The organism is Sphingomonas sp. RS6 (genome assembly GCF_054489705.1).
On record NZ_JBTMWM010000001.1, the window covers coordinates 983,352 to 1,006,566 of the forward strand.

Genomic DNA, 23,215 nt, shown 5'->3' on the forward strand with positions numbered 1-23,215 from the left:
CGGGGAGAGTCATGGCAGAGGGCAACAGCAGATCGCAACCGGGGCTTTTCGCCCGGTTCCGCTGGGCGGTGATGGGGGTGGCGCTCTTTGCCGCGGGTTGCGCGGGCGGACCGCGCGTGATTCCGGCGCCGGAAAAGCCCGCGCCGGTGGAAAAGCCGGTCGAGCGTCCCGCGCCGATCCAGCCCGGCCTGCCGCAGGACGAGGCACGGCACCGCGTCGCGCTGCTCGTGCCGCTGACCGGCAGCAATTCGGGCCTCGGCCGCTCGCTCCAGAACGCGACGCAGCTGGCGATCCTCGACACCGGCACCGATGCGATCCGCATCACCAGCTATGACACGACGATGCCGGGCGGCGCCGCCGCCGCCGCCGAGCGGGCCATCGCCGATGGCAACAAGCTGATCCTGGGCCCGCTGCTGGGCGAGGATGCACGCGCGGTCGCCCCGGCCGCGCGCAAGGCGCATGTGCCCGTGCTCAGCTTCTCGAACGATGTCAGCGCGGCGGGGGGCGGCGTGTTCCTGCTCGGCTATTCGCCGGTCCAGTCGATCGAGCGCGTCGTCGGCTATGCCAAGTCGAACGGCATCACCGATTTCGCCGGGCTGATCCCCGCCGGCCTTTATGGCCAGCGTGCGTCGACCGCGTTCCTGCGCGCGGTGGAGGATGCCGGGGGCAAGGTGCTGGCGATGGAAACCTATGACGGCCGGCCCGGCTCGATGAACGCGGCGATCGCGAAGCTCGGCGGCACACCCTATCAGGCGGTGCTGATCGCGGGCAGCGCCGGCACGGCGGTGACGGCGGTGCCGGTGATCCGCCGGGCGCCCAATGGCCGCGCCGCGCGCGTGCTCGGCACCGAATTGTGGAACGCCGAAACCGCGGTCGCCAGCCGTCCGGCGCTCAACGGCGCCTGGTTCGCCAGCGTGCCCGACGGCGTCTATCGCCAATATGCGACGAAATACCGCGCCCGCTTCGGCGCCGCGCCCTATCGCCTGTCCGCGCTCGGCTATGATGCGGTGCTGCTCACCGTGCGGATCGCGCGCGACTGGCGCCAGGGGCTCGATTTCCCGGCCGCGCTGCTCGTCAATCGCGATTTTGGCGGCGTCGACGGCGCGTTCCGCTTCGGCCGCGACGGCATCGCCCAGCGCGCGCTGGAGGTGCAGGAGGTGCGCGACGGCGCGATCGTCACCGTGTCCGAGGCACCGGCCTCGGTCAACTGAGCGGGCGTTCAGCGCACGATCGTGCGCAGGATCGCCTCAAGCACGGGCATGCCGGCTTCGCTGACACGGAGCCGGCGCCCCTCGCGCACCGCCAGCCCCTGCGCGACGATCCGGTCGAGCGCCTGGCCATCGAGCGGCGGCTCGCCGCCCGCCAGCGTGGCGATGCGGGCGAGATCGATGCCCTCGCCCAGCCTCAGGCCCATCAGCAGCGCCTCGACCGCGCGGTCGTGCGGCATGAGCGCGTCCTCGCTCGCCATGCCGTGGCCGTTGCGGGCGACCGCGCTCATGAAATTCTCGGGCTTCTTGTGGCGCACCGTCGCCAGCCCGCCACGCCGGCCATGCGCCCCGGGCCCAACCCCGGCATAGTCCCCATAGCGCCAGTACGTCAGATTGTGGCGGCTCTCGGCGCCGGGCCGCGCATGGTTCGACACTTCATAGGCGGGCAGCCCGGCGGCGGCGGTGATCGCGCGCGTCGCCTCGAACAGGTCGGCGGCGCTGTCGCCATCGGGGATCGTCAGCTCGCCGCGCGCCGCCAGCGTCGCAAAGCGCGTGCCGGCCTCGATCGTCAGTTGATAGAGCGACAGATGCTCGGTGCCGAAGCCGATCGCGCGCGCCAGTTCGGCCTCCCACTCGCCGAGCGACTGGCCGGGCCGGGCATAGATCAGGTCGAAGCTCACCCGGCTGAACGCGCGCTGTGCGGTCTCGAGCGCCGCCAGCCCCTCGTCAACGCCGTGCGCGCGGCCCAGAAAGCGCAGCGCATCGTCGTCGAGCGCCTGTAGCCCCAGCGACGCACGGTTGACCCCGGCGCGGGCGAGGTCGGCAAAGCGCGCCGCCTCGACCGAGGAGGGATTGGCCTCGAGCGTGATTTCGATATCGTCGGCGAACGGCCAGTGCCGCGCCGCCGCCGCGATCACCGCCGCCACCGTTTCGGGCGGCATCAGCGAAGGCGTGCCGCCGCCGAAGAAGATCGAACCCAGCCGCCGCCCCGGCAATTGCGTCGCCTCATGCGCGAGATCGGCGAGCAGCGCATTGCGCCAGGCGGCCTGGTCGACGCGCTCGCGGACATGGCTGTTGAAATCGCAATAAGGGCATTTGGACACGCAGAACGGCCAATGCACATACAGTGCGAGCGGGGTGGAATCGGCGGTCATGGGCGGTGCCGCAGCCGGTAGACGAGCCGGTACGCGCATTCAAGCCGGCGGGCGCGCCGCCCACCCGTCAACGACGGTGGGTCAGGCCTGCGCCTCGCCGGCCGGCGCTCCCGATTGCCACTCGCCCTTGAGCTTCGCTTCGAGCCGGCGGAGCTCGCCGTCGAGCAGCGCGACCTTGGCATCGTCCTTGTCGGCGATCGCGAAGCTGATCCGGCTGCAAAGCTCGGCGATCGCGAGTTGCGCATAGGCGACGGCATTGGGTTCGCGGTCGATCACCGCAGTGGCGTTGCTGGCGAGCGCTACCAGCCGCCGTAGCCCCGCCGCATCCATCGTTCGCGGCGTCTGGTCGAGCAGGCACAAGGTGCCGAGCGCAAAGCCGTCACTGGTCACCAGCGGGGCGGCATAATAGGCGCGGACGTTCATCTCCACCACGGCGGGCGCGAATTTGAAGCGCGGCTCACCCCATGCATCGGCGACACAGAGCGGCTTGAAGCCCGGAACCTGGATGGCGGCATCGCAGAAGCTGTCCGGCCGGGCGAATTCGCGCGGGTCAAAGCCATAGGTGGCGGCCAGCCACAGCTGCGAATGATCGACGATCGAGACGGCAGCGAACGGAAAACGCATCGCCGTCGCGGCCTCGGTCACGATTTCGGACAGCTCGGCATCGCCGCGCATGCCGAGCACGCCGCTGGTCAGCACCCGGGTCTGCCGCCGCACCTCCGCCAGTCGTTCGTCGCTGTTGTTGAACGTTTCTCGAATCATTCCGCCACGCCTCGGCCTGTCCAGAAAGATTGGCCCAAGACATCATGATCTGCAACGATCTTGTCATGTCGATGATGTTAGGTAACCGTCAAAATAGGTGAAGCTATAAGGTTTCGTTACGCGAACAGAACGTGTTGTGAAAAGATGCTATATTGTGAAGGTATATGGTCTATTCGGGTCGATGCTGCGTAACGAATCCGCACCGGAGCAGATTGATTGGCGACCGCGATACGATGAACTGACGGACACCATGCGGGCGCGCTTCCGCGCCGCCATGTCGGGATCAGTCGGGAAGGAATGGAGCGGGTAACGGGAATCGAACCCGTGTATTCAGCTTGGAAGGCTGCTGCACTACCATTGTGCTATACCCGCCCGCAGCGAAGTCCGCCTGCCACAATCGGGGGCGTGCGGTCAACTGCCTGTGCCGTCGTCGCTTGCCGACGCGCCATTTGCGGGGCGTGGGCCTTGCGGGGTGGCGTCGAGCTGTGAATCGCCGCCGAGCGCGCGATAGAGGTCGACCAGGTTGGTCGCGGCGGTCAGTTGGATCGCGACGAACTGGCGCTGCGCGGTGTAAAGCGAGCGTTGCGCGTCGAGGCTGGTGAGGAACGTGTCGATGCCGCCGCGATAGCGCGCCTGGGCGAGCCGGTAATTGTCGGCGGTCGCGTCCAGCTGCGCCCTGGTCGCGCGCGTTTCCTCGGCGATCGTGCCGCGTCGGGCGAGCGCGTCGGCGACGTCGCGAAACGCGGTCTGGATCGCCTGCTCATAGCTGGCGAGCGCCGCCTGCTGTTGCGCCTCGCTCAGCGCGACATTGGCGCGGCCGGCGCCGGCGCGGAAGATCGGATAGCTTGCCGTGCTGCCCGCCTGCCAGTTGAACGCGCCGCCGGCGAACAGGCTGGACAGCGCATCGCTGGCGAAGCCGAGCAGGCCGGTCAGCGAAATCTGCGGGAACAGCGCGGCGCGGGCGGCGCCGATCTGGGCATTGGCCGCACGCAGCGTATATTCCGCCTGCACCACGTCCGGCCGGCGCAGCAGGATCGACGAATCGAGCCCGGCGGGCACTTCGGCGATCGTCGGCGCGGCCTGGTCGATCGAGGCGGGCAGCATTGCGGGATCGATCTCGGCGCCGACCAGCAGGCGCAGTGCGTTGACGTCCTGCGCGAGCGCGGTGGTCTGGCTGGCGACATCGGCCTGCGCGCTGGCAAGGATCTGTTGCGCCTGGCGCAGGTCGCTGCGCGGCGCGACCCCGCCTTGCAGCCGGGCCCGGGTCAGCCGCACGCTCTGCTCAGCGCTGGCCACCGTCTCCTCGGCGATGCGCAGCAGGCTGGCATCGGCGGCATAGGCGAGCCAGGCATTGGCGATGTCGCCGATCAGCGTCAGCCGCGTCGCGCGCGCCCCGGCCTCACTCGCGAAATAGCGATTCTGCTCGGCGCGGGTGAGCGAGGCGACCCGGCCGAACAGGTCGAGCTCGAACCCGGTGACGCCGGCCTGGGCCGAAAAAGACGATCGCAGGCCGTTGCCGGCCGTGCCGGTCCGCTGGCCCTGAAGCTCGGTTGCGCCCAGCGTGGCGTCGAGTTGCGGAAAGCGCGCGGCACGCTGGACGCGATACTGCGCGCGCGCCGCCGCGATATTGGCGGCGGCGATGCGCAGGTCGCGATTGTTCGCGAGCGCCAACTCGATCAGTTTCTGGAGGCGCGCATCACGGAACTGGGTGCGCCAGTCGACCGAGGGCAGCGCCGCCTCGCTCTGGCGGAGATAGGCGTCGCCCGCCGGCCAGGTGACGGGCACCGGCGCCTCAGGGCGAACGTCGCGCGGCGCCATCGAGCAGCCGGCGAGCGCGGCGGTGGCGAGGATCGGAACCAGCAGCTTCATGCCTCGGCCTCCCGGTTGCGGCCAAGCCGTTCGCGTACCGCCTTCAGCCCGTCGCGCACGCCGCGGCGCACGAGCACGAAGAACAGCGGGATGTAGAAGATTGCCAGGATCGTCGCGGTGAGCATGCCGCCGATCACCGACGTGCCGATCGCGACGCGGCTGTTGGCGCCGGCGCCGGTCGAAAGCGCCAGCGGCAGAACGCCGAAGATGAAGGCCAGGCTGGTCATCAGGATCGGGCGCAGGCGGATGCGTGCCGCCTCGATCGCAGCGTCGATCACGCGCTTGCCCTGCTTTTCCGCCTGCTCGGCGAATTCGATCATCAGGATCGCGTTCTTCGCGGCAAGGCCCATCGTGGTGAGGAGGCCGATCTGGAGATAGACGTCGTTCTGGAGCCCGCGCAGCGTCACCGCGAACACCGCGCCGACCAGCCCGAGCGGGATCACCAGCAACACCGCCACCGGGATCGACCAGCTTTCATAGAGCGCGGCGAGGCACAGGAACACGACGAGCAGCGACACCGCATAGAGGAACGGCGCCTGGCCCGAGGACAGCCGTTCCTGATAGGAAAGGCCCGCCCAGGCGACGCTGGTGCCAGGGATCTGCGCGGCGAGCGCCTCCATCCGGTCCATCGCCTCGCCGGTGCTATGGCCCGGCGCCGGCTGGCCCTGGAACTCAAACGCGGGAATGCCCTGGAAGCGCGAGACCGAGGTGGGCGCGGTCGCCCAGTCGATCGATGCGAAGGACGAGAAGGGCGCCATCTGGCCGCTGTCGCTGCGCACGAACCAATCGTACAGGTCGCCGGGCGCGGCGCGATAGGGCGCATCACCCTGCACATAGACGCGCTTGACGCGGCCGCGATCGATGAAGTCGTTGACATAGCGGCCGCCCCAGGCGGTCGACAGCGTGCTGTTGACGTCGGACTGGCTGATGCCGAGCGCGGCCACCTTGCGCTGGTCGATGTCGATCTTGAGCTGCGCGACTTCGGGCAGGTCGCTCAGGCGCACCTGCGCGAGCACCGGATCGGCATTGGCCGCGGCGAGCAGCTTGTCGCGCGCCGCGACGAAGTCCTCGCGCGACATGCCGCTCGAATTCTGCAGCTCCATCGTGAAGCCGTTCGACTGGCCGAGCCCGCGGATCGCCGGCGGCACCAGCGCGAACACCTGCGCATCGCGGAAATTCCGGAACGCGGCCGATGCGCGTTCGATGATCGCATCGGCATTGTTTTCCTGGCCCGTTCGCTTCGACCAGTCGGCCAGGCTGATATAGGCTTGGCCGGTGTTCTGGCCGCTCGCGCCGCGGCCGCCGCCGGCGACCGAGAACATCGTCGAGACGTTCTTGCCTTCCTGATTGAGGAAATAATCTTCGACCGCGAACTGCACGGCCTGGGTGCGCGACTGGGTGGCGCCGGCGGGCAGGCGGAACTGGACCAGCGCCGATCCCTGGTCCTCGGTCGGCAGGAAGCCGGTCGGCAGGCGGGTGAACAGCACGATCAGCAGCGCGACGGTGCCCGCATAGATCAGCAGGAACAGCCATTTGCGATCGACGACGAAGGAGACCGAGCGCGAATAGGACTCGATCATGCGATCGAACCGATTGTTGAAGCCGTCGCGCGCGCGCGCCACGGCATCGGCGGCGCGCGGCGCGCGGCGGGCCAGCCAGCTGCGGCGGACATCGCCCGCCTCGCGCCGCGGCTTGAGCAGCGCGGCGGTGAGCGCCGGGCTGAGGATTAGCGCGACGAGCACGGACAGCACCATCGCGGACACGATCGTCACCGAGAACTGGCGATAGATCACGCCGGTCGATCCGCCGAAGAACGCCATTGGCAGGAACACCGCCGATAGCACCAGCGCGATCGCGACGAGCGCAACCTGGATCTGTTGCATCGATTCGATCGTCGCGTCGCGCGCGCTCATGCCCGGATTTTCGTCGAGCAGCCGCTCGACATTCTCGACCACGACGATCGCATCGTCGACGAGCAGGCCGATCGCGAGCACCAGCCCGAACAGCGTGAGCGTGTTGATCGAGAAGCCGAGCAGATAGAAGACGCCGAAGGTGCCCAGCAGCACCACCGGCACCGCGATCGCCGGGATCAGCGTCGCGCGCCAGCTCTGGAGGAACACGAACATCACGATCACGACGAGGATGATCGCCTCGAACAGCGTCTTGACGACCTCCTCGATCGACAGGCTGATGAACGCCGTCGTGTCGAACGCATAGGCGTATTTGTAGCCGGGCGGGAAGTTGCGGGCGAACTCGGCGACCTTGGCCTTCACCAGCTCGGCGGTCTTGAGCGCGTCGGCGCCCGGCGCGAGCGAGATCGCGATGCCGGCGCCGGGATGGCCGTTGACGCGGCTCACCGAATTATAGTTCTCGGCGCCCAGCTCCACCCGCGCGACATCTTTCAGCAGCACGGTGGCACCGTTGGTCTGCGTCTTGAGGATGATCTGCGCGAATTCGGCCGGCGTCTGCAGCCGCGACTGGGCGGTGACGGTCGCGTTCAGCATCTGCTTGTCGGGCTGGGGCTGGCCGCCGATCTCGCCAGCGGCGACTTCGGTATTCTGGTTCTGGATCGCGGTGATGACGTCGCTCGGCATCAGCCCGAAGCTGGCGAGCTTGGCCGGATTGAGCCAGATCCGCATCGCATAGGGCGCGCCGAACACATTGGTGTCGCCCACCCCCTCGACGCGGCCTAGCGGGTCCTGGATGTTCGACGACAGCCAGTCCGAAACGTCGCGATTGTCGTCCTTGTCGGTCGAATCATAGACGCCGACGATCAGCAGGAAATCGGGGTTCGACTTGGTGACGCGCAGCCCCTGTTGCTGCACCTGCTGGGGCAGGCGGGACAGCGCCTGCTGCACCTGGTTCTGCACCTGCACCTGCGCGATATCGGGATCGGTGCCCTTTTCGAAGGTCGCGCTGATCGTCACCTGCCCGCGCGAGCTGGAGGTCGAGCTGAAATAGAGCAGCCCGTCGATGCCGGTCAGCTGCTGCTCGATCACCTGGGTGACGTTGTTCTGCACCGTCTCGGCCGACGCGCCGGGATAGCTGGCGCTGATGTTCACCTGGGGCGGGGCGATGTCGGGATATTGCGCGATCGGCAGCGAGTAGATCGCGCCTGCGCCCATCAGCATCACGATGATCGCGATGACCCAGGCAAAGATCGGGCGGTCGATAAAAATCCGGGACATGGGCGATCAGCCGCCCTTGGCCTCGGCGCCGCCCTTGGCGCCCGGCGATGGCGGCGCGATCTTCTGCGGCGTCGTCGCCGGCACTGGGCGGATGTCCATGTCCGGGCGCAGATTGGCGGTGCCCTCGACGATCACCTTGTCGCCCGCGGCCAGCCCCTGCGTCACCACCCAATATGCCCCCTGCGTGCGATCGGTGACAACCGTGCGCGCCACCGCCTTGTTGCCGGCACCGACGACATAGACGGTCGCATTGCCCTTCGGGTCGCGCGAAACCGCCGCCTGGGGCACGAGGAAGGCGCGCGTATCGATCGCCTGTGCGAACACCGCGCGGACGAACATGCCGGGCAGCAGCACGCCGTCCGGATTGGGGAAGCGCGCGCGCAGCGTGACGGTGCCGGTGCTCTGGTCGACCATCACCTCGGAAAATTCGACCACGCCGGTGCGGCCATAACCGACGCCGTCCTCCAGCTTCAGCCGCACCGTGGCGCTGGCCGGCTGCACGCCGTTGGTGGCCAGCGCGCGGCGCAGCGCGAGCAGGTCGCTGCTCGATTCCTGGATGTCGACGAAGATCGGGTCGAGCCGCTGGATCACCGCCATCGGATCGGCCTGGTTGGCGGTGACGAGCGCGCCTTCGGTGACGAGGCTGCGGCCGATCCGTCCGGTGATCGGGGCGGGGACGCGCGTGAAACGCAGGTTGATCCGCGCGGTTTCCAGCGCGGCGCGGGTCTGGGCGACGCTGGCTGCCGCCTGTCGCGCGGTTGCCGCCGCATCGGTATAGTCCTGGCGGCTCACCGCCTCCATGTCCGCCAGCGGCTTGTAGCGTTCGGCACGGATCTTCGCGGCCTCCGCCGTCGCCTGCGCATTGGCAAGGTTCGCCTCGGCCTGCGACACGGCCGCGCGGTACAGGCTGGGGTCGATCTGGTACAGCGTCTCGCCCTGACGGACGACGGTGCCTTCCTTGAACAGCCGCTTCTGGACGATCCCGGCCACCTGCGGGCGCACTTCGGATGTCTGGTACGCGGTGACGCGGCCGTTGAGTTCGGCGGTCACCGGCACGTTGGTCGGTTGCACCACCACGAAGCCGACCTGGGGCGGGCCCGCCTGGCCGCGCCGCTTGTCGCCGGCGCTATCGCCGCTGCTGCAGGCGGCGAGTGCGAGCGCAGACGCAAAGAGCATCGCGCCCGATCGGCAAAGGCTGGTCGGTACGTTCAAAATACGAAACCCGCTGGCTGGGGCACCGCCGCCGGGGCGACGATGCGGTGCTTGCGAAAATGTCACCTAAAGGCCGTTGTTCCGCACTGCCACAAAAGAACTGTCGCAAAATGTGTCCATTGGGGCAGGGCGGCGCCGCGCGTCAGAAGGCGAATGGCGCGCCCACCGTCCGGTCGCCGACCAGAAAGGCGTCGGCGACGAGCTGGAGCGGGCGCACGTCGACATCGCTTTCGCCGGCCTCCAGCAGCTCGGCGAACCGCGCATAGAGCCGCGGATATTCGCGGTCCGGCGCCTTCTGCTCGGCCTCGCCCGGCAGTTGCAGGATGCTGCCGCCCATGCCGAGCCGCATCGTCCCGGCATCGGTGTCGATCTCGATGTCCCAGGTCTGCGGCCCGGTCTGCAGGAAATCGAATTCGGCCGTCACGCTCGCGCCGCCGCTGCGCATGTGCATCGTCGCGCGCAGCGGCGAGGCGCGGCCCTCGGGCACTTCCATCGCGGCACGATCGAGCAGCAGCCCGTCGGGCAGGATCGCCGTGACGATCGACAGCGCGTTGATGCCGGGATCGAACACGCCGAACCCGCCGGCCGCCAGGATCCATTCCTGCCCCGGATGCCAGCGGCGAATATCCTCGCGCCAGGCAATGCGCACCGCGCGGATCGTCTTGCCCGCCAGCCACGCCCGCGTCGGCGCGACGCCCGCTGCCTCGCGCGAATGCCAGGTGGTGAACAGCGTCACGCCCTTCGCCCGCGCTCGCTCGGCCAGGTCGAAGATTTCGGTCAGCGTCGCCGCCGGCGGCTTTTCGAGCATGACGTTCAGCCCGGCCTCGATCGCGATCCGCGCCTGATCATAGCGGCCATCGGGCGGGGTGCAGAGCGAGATGGCGGTCAGCCCATGGCCGCCCGCGATCATCGATTCGACGTCCTTGTGCGCGGGAACGCCGTCCACCGTCGCATGCCGGCTGGCCGTCGCCACCAACTCGAAGCGATCGTCGCCCGCCAGCGCCGGCAGATGCTGGTCGCGCGCGATCTTGCCGATCCCGACCAGGCCCAGACGAATTCGCTCCGACATTTGCACCCTCCATTTATCCGATCTTCGCTGCCTGCTATTGAGCCGGACGACCCGGATCAAGGCATGTTCTTCAGCTCGTTAATGATGCCTCGCGGCGGAAATCTGTCCCGACAGGCGGGGCATCGCAAACCGGCAAGTGCCGCCGGGTGAGGCAAATTACGCCGACATGAAGGACCGGCGGCGCTCGCGGTGCGGATGCCCGCTTACGCGGCGGCAGCGCCCTCCACTGTCTCGATCAGGTCCACCACATCGCCGATCAGCCTGCGCATCGCGTCGCGCGCCGCGCCCGGATCGCGGGCGGCGATCGCGTCGCGCACCGCGGCATGATCGCTCACGCTGGCGGTGCGGCCCTTGATCCGGTTGGTGAAGCGGATCGAGGTGCGCAGCGCGGTGGCCACCATGTCGCGGAACTGGGCGTAAAAGGGGTTGTTCGCGGCGCGCAGCACGGCGACGTGAAAGGCGATATCGGCGTCCAGCGTATCGTCGAGCCCGCGCTCGGCGGCCTCCATCCGGGCGAGGCCGGCGGAAATCTCGTGCAGGTCGGCGGGGCTTGCGAACTGCGCCGCCAGCGCCGCTGCCTCGGGCTCGATCGCGATACGCAACTGGCTGAACTGGCGCAGCAGATCGACCGAGAATTGCCGTTCGAGCAGCCAGCGTAGCACATCGGTGTCGAACAGGTTCCACGACGATGCCGGCTGGATCACCGTGCCCTGGCGCGGGCGGGCGCTCAGCAGACCCTTGGCGGTGAGCATCTTCACCGCTTCGCGCGTCACCGAACGGCTGACGCCATGCTGTTTCGCCAGCTCGGCCTCCGTGGGGAAGGGTTCGGTTTCATATCGCCCGGTGACGATCGCCCGGCCGAGCGCGTCGAGCATCCCATAGGTCAGGTTGCGCCCCAATCCGGATCGGACCGTCTCGATATGCTCAGCGGAGAGGGTGGACATTCTTGCGATGACTTTCCTGATATTGCCCGCGGCGTACAGCCGATATGTTTGCCGCATCGTACTCCAGCCGCGTCGCTGGACAACCCCGATATATAATATAAATGAACGGCGGGCCGCAGCGTTGCGGCCTTGGCCAAGACGCGACGGGCAGGTGCCGACGCCGGGCAACAGGAGTGGGCATGAGTCTCTCGACAATCGATCTGGTCGTGGTGATCGTCTATGCGATCGGCATTTTCGGCCTTGCGCAATGGGTTAGCCGCGACAAGGCGGGTCAGTCGAAGGATTCGAGCGACTATTTCCTTGCGTCCAAGAATCTGCCCTGGTGGGCGATCGGCGCGTCGCTGATCGCGGCGAACATCTCGGCCGAACAGATCGTCGGCATGTCGGGTTCGGGCTATGCCATCGGCCTGGCGATCGCCTCCTATGAGTGGATGGCGGCGCTGACGCTGCTGATCGTCGGCAAGTTCTTCCTGCCGATCTTCCTGCGCAACGAAATCTACACGATGCCGCAGTTCCTCGAGCAGCGCTTCGGGCCGACCATCCGCACCGTGATGGCGGTATTCTGGCTGATCCTCTACATCTTCGTGAACCTCACCTCGATCATCTGGCTGGGCTCGATCGCGGTCACCCAGGTGGCGGGCGTCAACCAGGACGTGGCGCTGATCGGGCTCGGCGCCTTCGCGTTGCTCTACCAGCTGCGCGGCGGCCTGAAGGCAGTGGCGCTGACCGACATCGTCCAGGTGACGCTGCTGGTGCTGGGCGGTCTCGTCGTTGCGTACCTGACGCTCAGCAAGATCGGCGGCGACGGCGGCGTGCTCGCCGGCTTCCACGAGTTGACCCGCCGCGCGCCCGATCATTTCGACATGATCCTCTCGCCCGACAATCCGCACTACAAGGATCTGCCCGGCATTGCCGTGCTGGTCGGCGGCATGTGGATCGCCAATCTCAGCTATTGGGGCTTCAACCAGTATATCATCCAGCGCGCGCTTGCGGCGAAGAGCCTGGCCGAGGCGCAGCGCGGCGTGGTGTTCGCAGGTTTCCTCAAGCTGCTGATGCCCGTCGTCATCGTGCTGCCCGGCATCGCCGCGGTGGTGCTGGCGCCCAACCTCGCCAAGCCGGACCAGGCGTACCCCACGATGATGGCGCTGCTGCCGACCGGGCTGCTCGGCCTCGTCTTCGCGGCACTGATCGCGGCGATCATCGCGTCGACCGCGTCCAAGATCAATTCGATCGCGACGATCTTCACGCTCGACATCTATGCCAAGTTCAAGGGCGTGCAGAGTCGCGCAGAAGAGGGCGCCGACAAGGCGGGGCATGAGCGCCAGCTGGTGCTGGTCGGCCGGATCGCCGCCGCCGTTTCGATCGTGCTCGCGATGTTCACCGCGCGACCGCTGCTCGGCAGCCTCGACCAGGCGTTCCAGTATATCCAGGAATTCTCGGGCTTCGTGACGCCGGGCATCACCGTCATCTTCCTGCTCGGCCTGTTCTGGCCGCGCGCGACCGAGGCGGGGGCGCTGGTCGGCGCGATCGCATCGGTGGTGCTGTCCTGCCTGATGTGGTGGCTGCTGCCCGCCTTCCCGTTCATGAACCGGATGGGCGTGGTGTTCCTTGCCTCGCTGGCGCTGGCGGTGATCGTGTCGCTGGCGGGCACGCCGACGCGCAGCAGCCTGATCACGATGCAGGGCGTTTCCTTCCGCACCACCACCGGCTTCAATGTCGCGGCTGCGGTGATCATCGTCATCCTGGTCGGGCTGTACGCGACATGGTGGTAAGCTTTTCCGGCGCCTTCCTGGCGGTCGACTGGGGCACGACCAACCGCCGCGTCTTCCTGATCGAGGACGGCCGCGTCACGCATACCGAGCGCGACGACAAGGGCGTGACCTCGGTCACCGACTTTGCCGCCGAAGCCGCCGGCATCCGCGCGCGACACGGCGACCTGCCGCTGCTGATGGCGGGCATGGTCGGCGCCAATATCGGCTGGGCGCCGGCGCCCTATGTCGCCGCGCCCGCCGGCGTCGCCGAACTGGCCGCCGGGCTGCTCTGGGTCGAGGCGCGCAGCGCGATCGTGCCGGGCGTCTCGACCATGGTCACCGGCCGGCCGGACGTGATGCGCGGCGAGGAAGTGCAGCTGCTGGGCGCCGTCCGCGCCGGGCTGGCCCCGGCCGACGCGCTGCTCGTCCAGCCGGGCACGCATTGCAAATGGGTCGAGATGGCGGACGGCCGCGTCGCCGATTTCACCACCGCGATGACCGGCGAGCTGTTCGCGCTGCTCCGCAAGCACGGCCTGCTCGCGGCGCAGCTCGGCGGTGACGTGACGGTCGGCCCGGCCTTTCTCGACGGCGTGGAGGAGGGGCGCACGCGCGACCTCGCCGCCTCGCTGTTCGGCATCCGCGCCGCCAAGATGCTCGGCCTGCGCGACGATGCCGACGCCGCCGCCTATGCCAGCGGGCTGCTGATCGGCAGCGACGTCGCCGCGCGGCTGGCGACGAGCGGCCACGACACCGTTCACATCCTGGCCGACCCGATGCTGGGCGGCCTCTATGCGGCGGCGATCGGCGCGCATGGGCGGCAGGCGGTGATCGCCAGCAGCCATGACGCCTTCGTCGCCGGAATCCTCGCCCTTGCGGAGCAGATTGCATGAGCCACATCGCCGAATTCGACGCCGCCTTCGCCAAATGCCCGCTGATCGCGATCCTGCGCGGGGTGACGCCCGACGAGGTCGAGGCGATCGGCGACGAACTGGTCGCCGCCGGCTTCACCCTGATCGAAGTGCCGATGAACTCGCCCGATCCGCTCGACAGCATTGCCCGCCTCGCCAAGCGCTTTGCCGGCCGCGCGGTGATCGGCGCGGGCACCGTGCTGCAGGTGGCGCAGGTGCAGCAGGTGGCCGATGCCGGCGGCACGATGATCATCTCGCCCAACGCCAATCTCGACGTGATCCGCGCGAGCGCGGCGGCGGGCCTTGTCTCGCTCCCGGGCATCATGACGCCAAGCGAAGCCTTCGCCGCGCTCGAGGCCGGTGCCACCGCGCTCAAGCTGTTTCCCGCCGAGGCGGCGAGCCCCACGGTACTCAAGGCAATGCGTGCGGTGCTGCCCAAAGAAACGCGCGTCCTGCCGGTCGGCGGCATCGCGTCCGACAACATGGCCCCGTGGCAGGCGGCCGGCGCTCCGGGCTTCGGCCTCGGCTCGGCGCTGTACAAGGCGGGGCTGAGCGCGGCGCAAGTCGGCGCCAACGCCCGCGCCTTCATCGCGGCGCTGTAACCCCAAATTCCTCCCCGGCACGGGGAGGAATTGGCGCACATTGCTCCCCGCCTCAAACCGGCCTAATAGCCGCGCCCAAATGGCACGTATCCAGACCCCCCAGCGCATCCGGGGCACCCAGGACATTTTCGGCGAAGACCAGCGGCGGTTCGCTGCGGTGCTCGAAACGTTCGATCGGGTGCGCAAGCTCTATTGCTTCCAGCGGCTCGAGATCCCGATCTTCGAGGCGACCGGCGTGTTCGCCCGCTCGATGGGCGAGACCTCGGACGTCGTCTCCAAAGAGATGTACACCTTCGAGGATCGCGGCGGCGATTCGATCACGCTGCGCCCCGAATTCACCGCCGGCATCGCCCGCGCGTACATCACCGAGGGCTGGCAGCAGTTCGCTCCGCTCAAGGTCGCGACCTCCGGCCCGGTGTTTCGCTACGAGCGCCCGCAAAAGGGCCGCTATCGCCAGTTCCACCAGATCGACGCCGAGATCATCGGCGCGCCCGAGCCCGCCGCCGATGTCGAGCTGCTGGTGCTGGCCGACCAACTGCTCAAGGAGCTGGACATCGCCGAGGGCGTGACGCTGCAGCTCAACACGCTGGGCGATGCGGCGACGCGCGACGCCTGGCGCACCGCGCTGGTCGCGCATTTCGAGGCGCACAAGGCCGAGCTTTCCGAGGACAGCCTGGCGCGCCTGGAAAAGAACCCGCTGCGCATCCTCGACTCGAAGGACCCGCGCGATCGCCCGATCGCCGACAGCGCGCCGGACATCGACGCCTATCTGACCGACGAGGCCGCCGCCTTCTTCAAGGCGGTGACCGACGGGCTTGACGCGGCCGGTGTCGCGTGGACGCGCAATGCGCGGCTGGTGCGTGGTCTCGATTACTACCGCCACACCGCGTTCGAGTTCGTCACCGACCGGCTCGGCGCGCAGGGCACGGTGCTGGCCGGCGGCCGCTATGACGGGCTGATCGGCTCACTCGGCGGCCCGGAGACGGCGGGCGTGGGCTGGGCGGCGGGCGTCGAGCGGCTGGCGATGCTGATCGAGGAGCCGAAGGTCGCTGACGACTTGGTGGCTATAGTTTCGGAAAATCGTGCGCTTGATAACTCGGCGGCATCATTTGGAGCAGTTCTGCGACGCGCCGGTTTCCGGACTGAGCTGTTCGTCACCGGCAATCCAAAAAAGCGATTCGATAAAATGCGTCGCTTGGATCCGGCGTACATAATCACAATGGACAAACGAGGTGGCACGAATGGCGTTGGCCACCAGATTGTTCGGGGCGATAATCTCGATGTTCAACGAATCCGGGATTTGATTGATCCGTTGGTGTGGGACTTGCCTGAAGCATGACCCGCATCCCGCCGGACCGCATCGCGGCGATCGAGGCGCGGCGCGACGAGTTGCAGGCGCTGATGGCGTCGGGCGAACTCGCCGGCGATCGCTTCGTCCAGGTCTCGAAGGAATATGCCGAGATCGAGCCGGTCGCGGTCGCGGCGGGCGACGTGCGGCGGCTGCGTGCCGAGGGCGAATCGCTCCAGCAGATGACGCAGGAGGCCGATGACGAGCTGCGCGCCATGGCCGTGGAGGAACTCCGCGCCAATGAAGGCACGCTCGCCGAGGCCGAACGCAAGCTGGCGCTGGCGCTGCTCCCCAGGGACTCGGCCGACGAGCGCCCGGCGCTGCTCGAAATCCGCGCCGGCGTGGGCGGCGACGAGGCCGCGCTGTTCGCGGGCGACCTGCTGCGCATGTACCAGCGCTATGCCGATCGGCTCGGCTGGCGGACCGAGCTGATCTCGGCCAGCAGCTCGGAAGCGGGCGGCTACAAGGAAGTCGTGGTCGGCATCACCGGCACCGGCGTGTTCGCCAAGCTCAAGTTCGAGAGCGGCGTCCACCGCGTCCAGCGCGTCCCCGCCACCGAGGCGGGCGGCCGCATCCACACCTCCGCCGCCACCGTCGCCGTGCTGCCCGAGGCCGAAGAGGCCGACGTGCAGATCGACGACAAGGATCTGCGCATCGACATCTACCGCGCCTCCGGCCCCGGCGGCCAGGGCGTCAACACCACCGACAGCGCGGTGCGGATCACGCACTTGCCCACCGGCATCGTCGTCATCCAACAGGACGAGCGCTCGCAGCACAAGAACAAGGCCAAGGCGATGAAGGTGCTCCGCACCCGCCTGTACGAGGCCGAGCGTGAACGGCTGGCGGCCGAGCGCGTCGGCGCGCGCCGTTCGATGGTGGGTTCGGGCGACCGTTCGGAGCGGATCCGCACGTACAACTTCCCGCAGGGCCGCGTGACCGATCACCGCATCAATCTGACGCTGCACCGCCTGCCCGAGATCCTGGAGGGCGAGATGGACGAGCTGATCGGCGCGCTCGTCTCGCAGGACGAGGCCGACCGGCTTGCCCAGCTCGACACCTAAGATCCTCCCCGGAATGGGGAGGGGGACCATGTGCGCCAGCACATGGTGGAGGGGGATCGCAGCGAGGGATGCCCTTGTGGAAGCCCCCCTCCACCAAGCCGCTGCGCGCCTTGGTCCCCCTCTCCGCGCCGGGGAGGAATGGCGATGACCATCCGCATCGCGCTCGCCGACGCCACCCGCCGGCTCGAAGCCGTATCGGACACCCCCCGGCTCGATGCCGAGCTGCTGATGGCGCACGCGCTGGGCATCAACCGTGATGCACTGCTGCTCGCCCGCCTGAACGATCCCGCGCCCGAAGCCTTCGCCGCGCTCGTCGCCCGCCGCCTCACCCATGAGCCGGTCGCCTATATCACCGGCACCCGCGCCTTCTGGACGATCGACCTCGCGGTCGGCCCCGGCGTGCTGATCCCCCGGCCCGACAGCGAAACGCTGATCGAGGCGGCGGTCCAATGGTTCGCCGGCCGTGCGCCGGCGCGCATCCTCGATCTCGGCACCGGCCCGGGCACGCTGCTGCTCGCCGCGCTCGCCGAATGGCCGACGGCGCAGGGGCTGGGCGTCGATGCGTCGGAGGCCGCGCTCGGCTATGCCCGCCGCAACGCCGAAGCGCTCGGCATGGCCGCGCGCGCCGACTTCCGCCTCGGCGACTGGGCGATGGGCATCGATGCCCAATTCGATCTCATCCTCGCCAATCCGCCCTATATCGGGACAGGGGAGCCGCTGCCGCGCCAGGTGCGCGACCATGAGCCGGCGGCGGCGCTGTTCGCCGGTGCCGACGGGCTCGACGATTATCGACGGATCCTTCCCGAACTCCCGCGCCTGCTCGCGCCCGGCGGCGCCGCGCTGGTCGAGATCGGCTGGACGCAGGCCGATCCCGTCTCCGCAATCGCACGGGAACACGGATTGGCGCCGCGCGTCTATAATGATCTGGGTGGGCGTCCACGAGCGGTTCGGCTGACTTGAATTCGCAAGAAAACGTCACATATTTGTGCTTGGAGATTGGTGTGCCAGCGGCTAGAAGGACGTCGGGGCGAGGCACCTTCAACCAAGTTGTTGAATATAAGGGCTGAGGCCCGACTCCACGGTCATGTGCGCCGCCGCAGCCCGGCGGCCGTGGCAGGCGGGAGGCACCGGCGATCCGGCGCTCCCTGCGAAGGTAACCCTGCATCCGGAACCTCGATGGATCGACGGACGGCTTTGTAAAGACAGGATACACAGACCTTGATGAACAATCGTCAGGCCGGCCGCCGTCGCGGTCGGGGCGGGCAGCAACAACGCCAGGGCGGAGGCCCCGGCAATCAGGGCAACGGCAATCGTATTGACAACCGTGCCCGCGGTAATGCCGCCCAGCTGCTCGAAAAATACAAGAATCTGGCGCGTGACGCGCAGATGCAGGGCGATCGCGTCAACGCGGAATATTATCTGCAGTTCGCGGATCATTACTTCCGCGTTCTGAACGAGAGCCGTTCGCGCTTCGAGGAGCAGAACCAGCAGCGCCGCCAGCGCGACGAGAGCGACGAGGACGAGTTCGAGCTCGAGGGCGAGCCCGGTCGCGAGGACGAGCAGGAAGCGCCGCGCCAGCAGCGTCGCGAGCGCGAGCCCCGCTTCGAGCGCGAGGGCCGTGAGCCGCGTGACGGTCGCGAAGGCCGCGAGGCTCGTGAGGATCGCCGCAACGGCCGTAGCAATGGTGCCGCCGCGCCGGTGACCGAGGATCATGGTCGTGAGCCGGCGCGCGAGGCGGTTGCCTCGTCCGCGCCTCCGGCTGCCGAGCCGGCCGCCGACGCGGCCGAAGCCGCGCCCCGCCGTCGCGGCCGTCCGCGCCGCGAACCGGCTGCGGAGGCGGATACCGCGCAGGGCATCGACGCCGCGATCCTTCCCCCGGCGATCGGCGCAGAGTCGGGTGCCGAGGAAGAGGCACCGAAAAAGCCGCGCCGCCGTCGCACCACGAAGAGCGACGAGGCCGAGGTTTCCGCCGCCTGAGGCAGACGCCATCGTCTGAAAAGGGGCTCGCTTCCATCGGGAGGCGGGCCCTTTTTTCGTTGCATGCGCCGCTTCGCCATCGCCGGCAGGGATTTCGCGCTGGCGTTCGCACGCCCGGCTGCTAGCATCGCCGCAACAAGCGGGGGGGAGATCGGGATGCGTCGGATGATCGGCTTGCTGGCGGCATGGCCGCTGGCTGCGCAGGCACAGCAGATTCCCGCCCCGGACCAGACCGCGCAGGGCGATCTTTCGATCACCATCTATCAGAACGGCCAGTCGCTGGTGCAGGATGTGCGGACGCTCGATCTGGCGGCCGGCCGCACGCGACAGGAATTTCCCGATGTCTCGGCCCAGATCCGGCCGGAAACGGTCACGCTCGCCGGCCCTGGCATCGGCATCGTCGAACAGAATTTCGACTATGATCTTCTCACGCCCTCCAAGCTGATGGAAAAGGCGGTCGGCTCGGTCGTCACCATCATCCGGGTCAATCCGGCGACCGGCGCCGAAACGCGCGAACAGGCACGGGTGCTCGCGGCCAATGGCGGCGTGGTGCTCCAGATCGGCAACCGGATCGAGGTGCTGCGTGACGATGGCCTGCCGGTGCGCGTGATCTTCGACAAGGTGCCCGAAAATCTCCGCGCCCGCCCGACGCTGTCGGTGACGCTCCAAGTGGCGAAGGGCGGCCGCGTGCCGACATCCCTCAGCTATCTCACGCCCGGCCTCGGCTGGACCAGCGACTATGTGATGCTGTTCGACGAGGGGCGCGGCGCGATCGACATGCAGGGCTGGATCACGCTCACCAACGAAACCGGGACCAGCTATCGTAACGCCGATGTGCTGCTGGTGGCGGGCAAGCCCAACAATGGCGGCCGGCGCGAGGTGGTGCAATTCGGCCAGCGCGGCGATTCGACGATCGACGAGGCCGGCACGGAAAGTGGCGACCGCGAACGGCTGGGCGACTATTATCTCTATCCGCTCGGGCATCGCACCACGATCGCCAACGCCCAGCAGAAGCAGGTCAGTTTCCTCGACGTGAAGGGCGCGCCGGCGCGCAAGGCCTATGAATGGGTCAATGGCTGGCTGATGACCAATGGCGATCCGCGCAGCGCATCGAGCGTGCTCAAATTCTCCACCTCGCGGCAGGGCGGGCTCGGCGATCAGCTGCCCTCGGGCACGATCCGCGTCTATATGCGCGACAAGCGCGGTGATCCGCAGTTCATCGGCGAAAGCCGCGTCGATGCCGCGCCGATGGGGTCGGCGATGTCGATCCGCACCGGCGATGCCTTCGACGTGAAGGGCAGCGCGACGGTGGTCGAGCGCAAGCGCGAATCGAGCCGGCGCTGGCGCACGACGATGCGCTATGATTTCACCAATGCCAGGCCCGAAGCGGTGACGGTCGATCTGGCGCAGGACGGGCTGTGGGGCGATGTCCGCCTCGTCGAACAGAGCCTGACGGGCGAGCGCGTCTCCGCCGATCGCATGGAGTGGAAGGTGCCGGTGCCCGCCAATGGCAAGGCGTCGGTCACCGTGGTGTTCGATACGCGCTACTGATCCGATGCTCGCGCGCATCGCTCTTGCCCTTATCGCGCTGCTCGCCGCTGCGCCGGCGGTCGCGCAGGCGCTGGTCGTCTCGGAAACGCCCGACAGCGTGGCGGTGACGCTCTATCGCGATCCGAATCGCGGCGACGGGCCGATGTCGCGCTACTGGCCCGGCGGCTATGCGCTGGTTACCGAGACGCGGACGATCACGCTCCCCGCCGGTTCGTCGGTGATCCGCTTCGTCGGCGTGTCCGAAGGGATGATGCCCGAAACCGCGATCGTCTCCGGCCTGCCGCAGGGGGCGGGCGAGAAGAATCGCGATGCGCGGCTGCTGTCGCCGGCTTCGCTGGTCGATGCCTATCTCAAGCGCCGCGTGACGGTGCGCCGCACCGACCCCGCCACCGGCCGGGTGACCGAGGGCGAGGGCGTGATCCAGTCCGGCCCGGCGAACGGCGTGGTGCTGACGACAGCGGCCGGGGTGGAGGCGCTCGGCTGTTCGGGCCTGCCCGAGGCGATCCGCTATTCCGGCGTCCCCGCCGACCTCGCCGCCAAGCCCACCTTGTCGGTGACGACTGTCAGCGCCGTCGCGCAGACGGTGACGGTGCAGCTTTCCTATCTGGCGCAGGGCTTCGACTGGCAGGCCAGCTATGTCGCCGAACTCGCGCCCGACGGCGCGACGCTCGATCTGTTCGCCTGGCTCACGGTGCGCAATGCCGGGTCGCAGGGCTTTGCCGATGCCCGCACCGCCGCGGTCGCCGGTGCGCCGAACAAGGAACGCGCGGCGCGCCTGCCGCAGGGCGTGGTGCCTGATCTGTCGCTGCAATGCTGGCCGATGGGCACGACGAGCGACATGCCCCAATATGTCGTCGACGCGCTCCCCGCGATGTCGATGCCCGCCCCGCCGCCCGCGCCCGCGATGGAGATCGTCGTCACCGGCGCACGGGCTCGAAAGGCGGAACCGGTGATGATGGCCGAGCAGGAGGATCTGGGCGACCTCAAGCTCTATCGCGTCCCCGAACCGGTGACGGTCGCCGCGCTTTCCACCAAGCAGGTGGCGATGCTCCATCGCGAGCGGGTGAAGGTCGCGCATCTCTATCGCGGCGATTTCACCCCCTTCGCGAACGATATGCCGCGCGCCGCCGCGATCGTGCTGCGCGCCGAGAACAAGGCGGCGCAGGGCCTCGGCCTGCCGCTTCCGGCCGGCAAGGTCGCGCTGTTCGCGCCGCGGGGCGGCCAGTCGCTGCTGCTCGGCGAGAGCAACCTGGCCGATCGCGCGATCGGCGAGGAGGTCGAGTTCTTCCCCAGCACCGCCAGCGACGTCCACTACACCGTCACCGCGCTGCCGGGATCGCGCCGCCGCACGGCGTTCCGGATCGAGGTCCGCAACGCCCATGACCGCCCGGTTCGATTCGAACTGCCGATCCGCTATCGCGTCGCCAAGGCCAGCGCGAAACTGCCCGAGCGCAAGGGCCTGCCGACCTGGACCGTCACCGTCCCCGCCAACGGCACGGCGACGCTCGACCTGACGCTCTCGACCGATCGCTGAGCCTCAGTCGATCTCGACCTCGCCCTTCAGCGGGTCTTCCACCTCGTCGTCATGGCCGCTCCCCGAGCTGAGGAACATCAGCCCCATCAGCGCCGCGGCCATCATGATCGTCAGGAACACGCCCAGAAACGTGGCGATCGCGGTGACGATGTGGAGTTCGCCCATCGTCGCATAGAGCCAATACTCAGCGGCAAGCGCGGCAAGCACCGCCACCACTGCCATCCAGGCTAGCACCCGCCGAAAGCGCCGCCAGGCAAAGGCGGCATAAGCGGGATCGTCGAGGCCGGGTCGTTGCGCCATGCTTTGCAATTGGGGGCGAATCATGGGACAAACAACGTCTAAAAGCACAATAGCCAAGGAGAGGACGCGATGACCATCGCCGCAATCCTGCAGGGCAAGGGGCACGACGTCGTGTCGATCGCCGCCGACAAGAGCGTCGCGCAAGCGATCGCATTGCTTGCCGAACGGCGCATCGGCGCCGCCCCGGTGCTCGATCGAGGCCAGGTCGCGGGCATTTTTTCGGAACGCGACGTCATCTATTGCGCCGCCCGCGAAGGTGCCGCCGCGCTCGACAAGCCGGTTTCTGCGGTGATGACGGCGCCGGCGATCACCGTCACCCCAGAAGAGACCGTGCTCGGCGCGCTCGCGCTGATGACGCGGCGGCGCATCCGCCACTTGCCGGTGATCGATGGCGAGGCCTGTATCGGCTTCGTCTCGATCGGCGATCTCGTCAAATACCGGATCGACCGGATCGAGTCCGAGGCCGAGGCGATGCGCGCTTATATACAGGCGGTGTGACGCATCCCGAGCGGCAGGCACCGGCGCTGCGCTGACTCGGAGGCGCCGCCAGTGCACGATTATCGGCCAGCGGCGGATCGATCGTGCTGAATTCGCCCCTCGAATCCCTATTCAGTGACGATTCGACCCATGATTCGCCGGTGATTCGGGCTGCAGGGTCATCAATCGGTCATCATTGTCGGGATTTTGCACGCTAGAAAATGGCGGATTTCTGCGGCTTTGCGGGGTCGGTTGGAGAAAAACGACATAAAATTGCAAAACGGTGTTGACGGTCCGGGA

19 protein-coding genes and 1 tRNA gene are annotated in these 23,215 nt (G+C 68.1%); 11 read left to right on the forward strand and 9 right to left on the reverse strand.

Annotated elements, in window-relative coordinates:
• The first annotated feature begins 11 nt into the window (after window positions 1-11).
• Complete coding sequence (locus ACX40Y_RS04665) at window positions 12-1,211, forward strand: penicillin-binding protein activator (RefSeq protein ID WP_459118351.1); 1,200 nt, start codon at window positions 12-14, stop codon at window positions 1,209-1,211.
• Window positions 1,212-1,219: 8 nt separating this feature from the next.
• On the opposite strand, the gene hemW is transcribed toward ACX40Y_RS04665, so the two are convergent.
• From hemW to ACX40Y_RS04705, 8 genes are all read right to left on the reverse strand, one after another.
• Window positions 1,220-2,362, reverse strand: coding sequence for a radical SAM family heme chaperone HemW (gene hemW, locus ACX40Y_RS04670; RefSeq protein WP_459118352.1), 1,143 nt, complete (start codon window positions 2,360-2,362; stop codon window positions 1,220-1,222).
• An 81-nt stretch (window positions 2,363-2,443) separates the two neighbouring features.
• Entirely contained in the window at window positions 2,444-3,124 is a 681-nt protein-coding gene (locus ACX40Y_RS04675) for a GAF domain-containing protein (RefSeq protein WP_459118353.1), read from the reverse strand.
• A 298-nt stretch (window positions 3,125-3,422) separates the two neighbouring features.
• Window positions 3,423-3,496, reverse strand: a tRNA-Gly gene (locus ACX40Y_RS04680).
• A gap of 39 nt (window positions 3,497-3,535) precedes the next feature.
• Window positions 3,536-4,993, reverse strand: coding sequence for an efflux transporter outer membrane subunit (locus ACX40Y_RS04685; protein ID WP_459118354.1), 1,458 nt, complete (start codon window positions 4,991-4,993; stop codon window positions 3,536-3,538).
• On the reverse strand, window positions 4,990-8,181 hold the full coding sequence (locus ACX40Y_RS04690) for an efflux RND transporter permease subunit (RefSeq protein ID WP_459118355.1): 3,192 nt from the start codon (window positions 8,179-8,181) through the stop codon (window positions 4,990-4,992). The genes ACX40Y_RS04685 and ACX40Y_RS04690 overlap by 4 nt, the downstream gene beginning before the upstream one ends.
• A gap of 6 nt (window positions 8,182-8,187) precedes the next feature.
• Window positions 8,188-9,357, reverse strand: coding sequence for an efflux RND transporter periplasmic adaptor subunit (locus ACX40Y_RS04695; protein WP_459118356.1), 1,170 nt, complete (start codon window positions 9,355-9,357; stop codon window positions 8,188-8,190).
• 178 nt (window positions 9,358-9,535) lie between these two features.
• A complete protein-coding gene (locus ACX40Y_RS04700; protein ID WP_459118357.1) occupies window positions 9,536-10,462 on the reverse strand; it encodes a Gfo/Idh/MocA family protein in 927 nt (308 codons plus the stop codon).
• Between the two features lie 203 nt (window positions 10,463-10,665).
• Window positions 10,666-11,406 carry a FadR/GntR family transcriptional regulator gene (locus ACX40Y_RS04705; RefSeq protein ID WP_459118358.1) on the reverse strand — a complete coding sequence of 247 codons (741 nt, stop codon included), beginning with the start codon at window positions 11,404-11,406 and terminating at the stop codon, window positions 10,666-10,668.
• Window positions 11,407-11,585: 179 nt separating this feature from the next.
• On the opposite strand from ACX40Y_RS04705, the gene ACX40Y_RS04710 reads away from it, so the two are divergent.
• The 9 genes from ACX40Y_RS04710 to ACX40Y_RS04750 all read left to right on the forward strand — a co-directional run bounded on the left by ACX40Y_RS04710 (window position 11,586) and on the right by ACX40Y_RS04750 (window position 22,138).
• Window positions 11,586-13,178, forward strand: a complete 1,593-nt coding sequence (locus ACX40Y_RS04710) for a sodium/sugar symporter (RefSeq protein ID WP_459118359.1) — start codon at window positions 11,586-11,588, stop codon at window positions 13,176-13,178.
• Window positions 13,169-14,047, forward strand: a complete 879-nt coding sequence (locus ACX40Y_RS04715; protein WP_459118360.1) for a 2-dehydro-3-deoxygalactonokinase — start codon at window positions 13,169-13,171, stop codon at window positions 14,045-14,047. The genes ACX40Y_RS04710 and ACX40Y_RS04715 overlap by 10 nt, the downstream gene beginning before the upstream one ends.
• Window positions 14,044-14,667 carry a 2-dehydro-3-deoxy-6-phosphogalactonate aldolase gene (locus ACX40Y_RS04720; RefSeq protein ID WP_459118361.1) on the forward strand — a complete coding sequence of 208 codons (624 nt, stop codon included), beginning with the start codon at window positions 14,044-14,046 and terminating at the stop codon, window positions 14,665-14,667. Before ACX40Y_RS04715 ends, ACX40Y_RS04720 begins: the two co-directional genes overlap by 4 nt.
• 79 nt (window positions 14,668-14,746) lie before the next feature.
• Window positions 14,747-16,006: a histidine--tRNA ligase gene (hisS, locus tag ACX40Y_RS04725; RefSeq protein WP_459118362.1), complete on the forward strand. Its 1,260-nt coding sequence runs from the start codon at window positions 14,747-14,749 to the stop codon at window positions 16,004-16,006.
• Window positions 16,003-17,076, forward strand: coding sequence for a peptide chain release factor 1 (prfA, locus tag ACX40Y_RS04730; RefSeq protein WP_459118363.1), 1,074 nt, complete (start codon window positions 16,003-16,005; stop codon window positions 17,074-17,076). The genes hisS and prfA overlap by 4 nt, the downstream gene beginning before the upstream one ends.
• 138 nt (window positions 17,077-17,214) lie before the next feature.
• Window positions 17,215-18,036, forward strand: coding sequence for a peptide chain release factor N(5)-glutamine methyltransferase (prmC, locus tag ACX40Y_RS04735; RefSeq protein ID WP_459118364.1), 822 nt, complete (start codon window positions 17,215-17,217; stop codon window positions 18,034-18,036).
• Window positions 18,037-18,297: 261 nt separating this feature from the next.
• Window positions 18,298-19,053 (forward strand): DUF4167 domain-containing protein, encoded by a 756-nt coding sequence (locus tag ACX40Y_RS04740; protein ID WP_459118365.1) that lies wholly within the window; start codon window positions 18,298-18,300, stop codon window positions 19,051-19,053.
• A 156-nt stretch (window positions 19,054-19,209) separates the two neighbouring features.
• Window positions 19,210-20,604, forward strand: coding sequence for a DUF4139 domain-containing protein (locus ACX40Y_RS04745; RefSeq protein WP_459118408.1), 1,395 nt, complete (start codon window positions 19,210-19,212; stop codon window positions 20,602-20,604).
• Between the two features lie 4 nt (window positions 20,605-20,608).
• A complete protein-coding gene (locus tag ACX40Y_RS04750; RefSeq protein WP_459118366.1) occupies window positions 20,609-22,138 on the forward strand; it encodes a DUF4139 domain-containing protein in 1,530 nt (509 codons plus the stop codon).
• A gap of 3 nt (window positions 22,139-22,141) precedes the next feature.
• Here ACX40Y_RS04750 and ACX40Y_RS04755 read toward each other — a convergent pair whose 3' ends face one another.
• Window positions 22,142-22,438: a hypothetical protein gene (locus ACX40Y_RS04755; protein ID WP_459118367.1), complete on the reverse strand. Its 297-nt coding sequence runs from the start codon at window positions 22,436-22,438 to the stop codon at window positions 22,142-22,144.
• Window positions 22,439-22,507: 69 nt separating this feature from the next.
• Between ACX40Y_RS04755 and ACX40Y_RS04760 the strand changes: the two genes are divergently transcribed.
• Window positions 22,508-22,936 carry a CBS domain-containing protein gene (locus tag ACX40Y_RS04760; RefSeq protein ID WP_459118368.1) on the forward strand — a complete coding sequence of 143 codons (429 nt, stop codon included), beginning with the start codon at window positions 22,508-22,510 and terminating at the stop codon, window positions 22,934-22,936.
• The last annotated feature ends 279 nt before the right edge of the window (window positions 22,937-23,215 follow it).

What these genes read in the sequence shown, in the direction of transcription:
- ACX40Y_RS04685 (WP_459118354.1), bottom strand. Translation starts at nt 4,993, where the DNA reads ATGAAGCTGCTGGTTCCGATCCTCGCCACCGCCGCGCTCGCCGGCTGC.
- ACX40Y_RS04705 (WP_459118358.1), bottom strand. Translation starts at nt 11,406, where the DNA reads ATGTCCACCCTCTCCGCTGAGCATATCGAGACGGTCCGATCCGGATTG.
- ACX40Y_RS04710 (WP_459118359.1), top strand. Translation starts at nt 11,586, where the DNA reads ATGAGTCTCTCGACAATCGATCTGGTCGTGGTGATCGTCTATGCGATC.
- ACX40Y_RS04760 (WP_459118368.1), top strand. Translation starts at nt 22,508, where the DNA reads ATGACCATCGCCGCAATCCTGCAGGGCAAGGGGCACGACGTCGTGTCG.
- ACX40Y_RS04665 (WP_459118351.1), top strand. Translation starts at nt 12, where the DNA reads ATGGCAGAGGGCAACAGCAGATCGCAACCGGGGCTTTTCGCCCGGTTC.
- ACX40Y_RS04700 (WP_459118357.1), bottom strand. Translation starts at nt 10,462, where the DNA reads ATGTCGGAGCGAATTCGTCTGGGCCTGGTCGGGATCGGCAAGATCGCG.
- ACX40Y_RS04755 (WP_459118367.1), bottom strand. Translation starts at nt 22,438, where the DNA reads ATGGCGCAACGACCCGGCCTCGACGATCCCGCTTATGCCGCCTTTGCC.
- ACX40Y_RS04740 (WP_459118365.1), top strand. Translation starts at nt 18,298, where the DNA reads ATGAACAATCGTCAGGCCGGCCGCCGTCGCGGTCGGGGCGGGCAGCAA.
- ACX40Y_RS04750 (WP_459118366.1), top strand. Translation starts at nt 20,609, where the DNA reads ATGCTCGCGCGCATCGCTCTTGCCCTTATCGCGCTGCTCGCCGCTGCG.
- ACX40Y_RS04675 (WP_459118353.1), bottom strand. Translation starts at nt 3,124, where the DNA reads ATGATTCGAGAAACGTTCAACAACAGCGACGAACGACTGGCGGAGGTG.
- hemW (WP_459118352.1), bottom strand. Translation starts at nt 2,362, where the DNA reads ATGACCGCCGATTCCACCCCGCTCGCACTGTATGTGCATTGGCCGTTC.
- ACX40Y_RS04720 (WP_459118361.1), top strand. Translation starts at nt 14,044, where the DNA reads ATGAGCCACATCGCCGAATTCGACGCCGCCTTCGCCAAATGCCCGCTG.
- prfA (WP_459118363.1), top strand. Translation starts at nt 16,003, where the DNA reads ATGACCCGCATCCCGCCGGACCGCATCGCGGCGATCGAGGCGCGGCGC.
- hisS (WP_459118362.1), top strand. Translation starts at nt 14,747, where the DNA reads ATGGCACGTATCCAGACCCCCCAGCGCATCCGGGGCACCCAGGACATT.
- ACX40Y_RS04690 (WP_459118355.1), bottom strand. Translation starts at nt 8,181, where the DNA reads ATGTCCCGGATTTTTATCGACCGCCCGATCTTTGCCTGGGTCATCGCG.
- ACX40Y_RS04715 (WP_459118360.1), top strand. Translation starts at nt 13,169, where the DNA reads ATGGTGGTAAGCTTTTCCGGCGCCTTCCTGGCGGTCGACTGGGGCACG.
- ACX40Y_RS04745 (WP_459118408.1), top strand. Translation starts at nt 19,210, where the DNA reads ATGCGTCGGATGATCGGCTTGCTGGCGGCATGGCCGCTGGCTGCGCAG.
- prmC (WP_459118364.1), top strand. Translation starts at nt 17,215, where the DNA reads ATGGCGATGACCATCCGCATCGCGCTCGCCGACGCCACCCGCCGGCTC.
- ACX40Y_RS04695 (WP_459118356.1), bottom strand. Translation starts at nt 9,357, where the DNA reads ATGCTCTTTGCGTCTGCGCTCGCACTCGCCGCCTGCAGCAGCGGCGAT.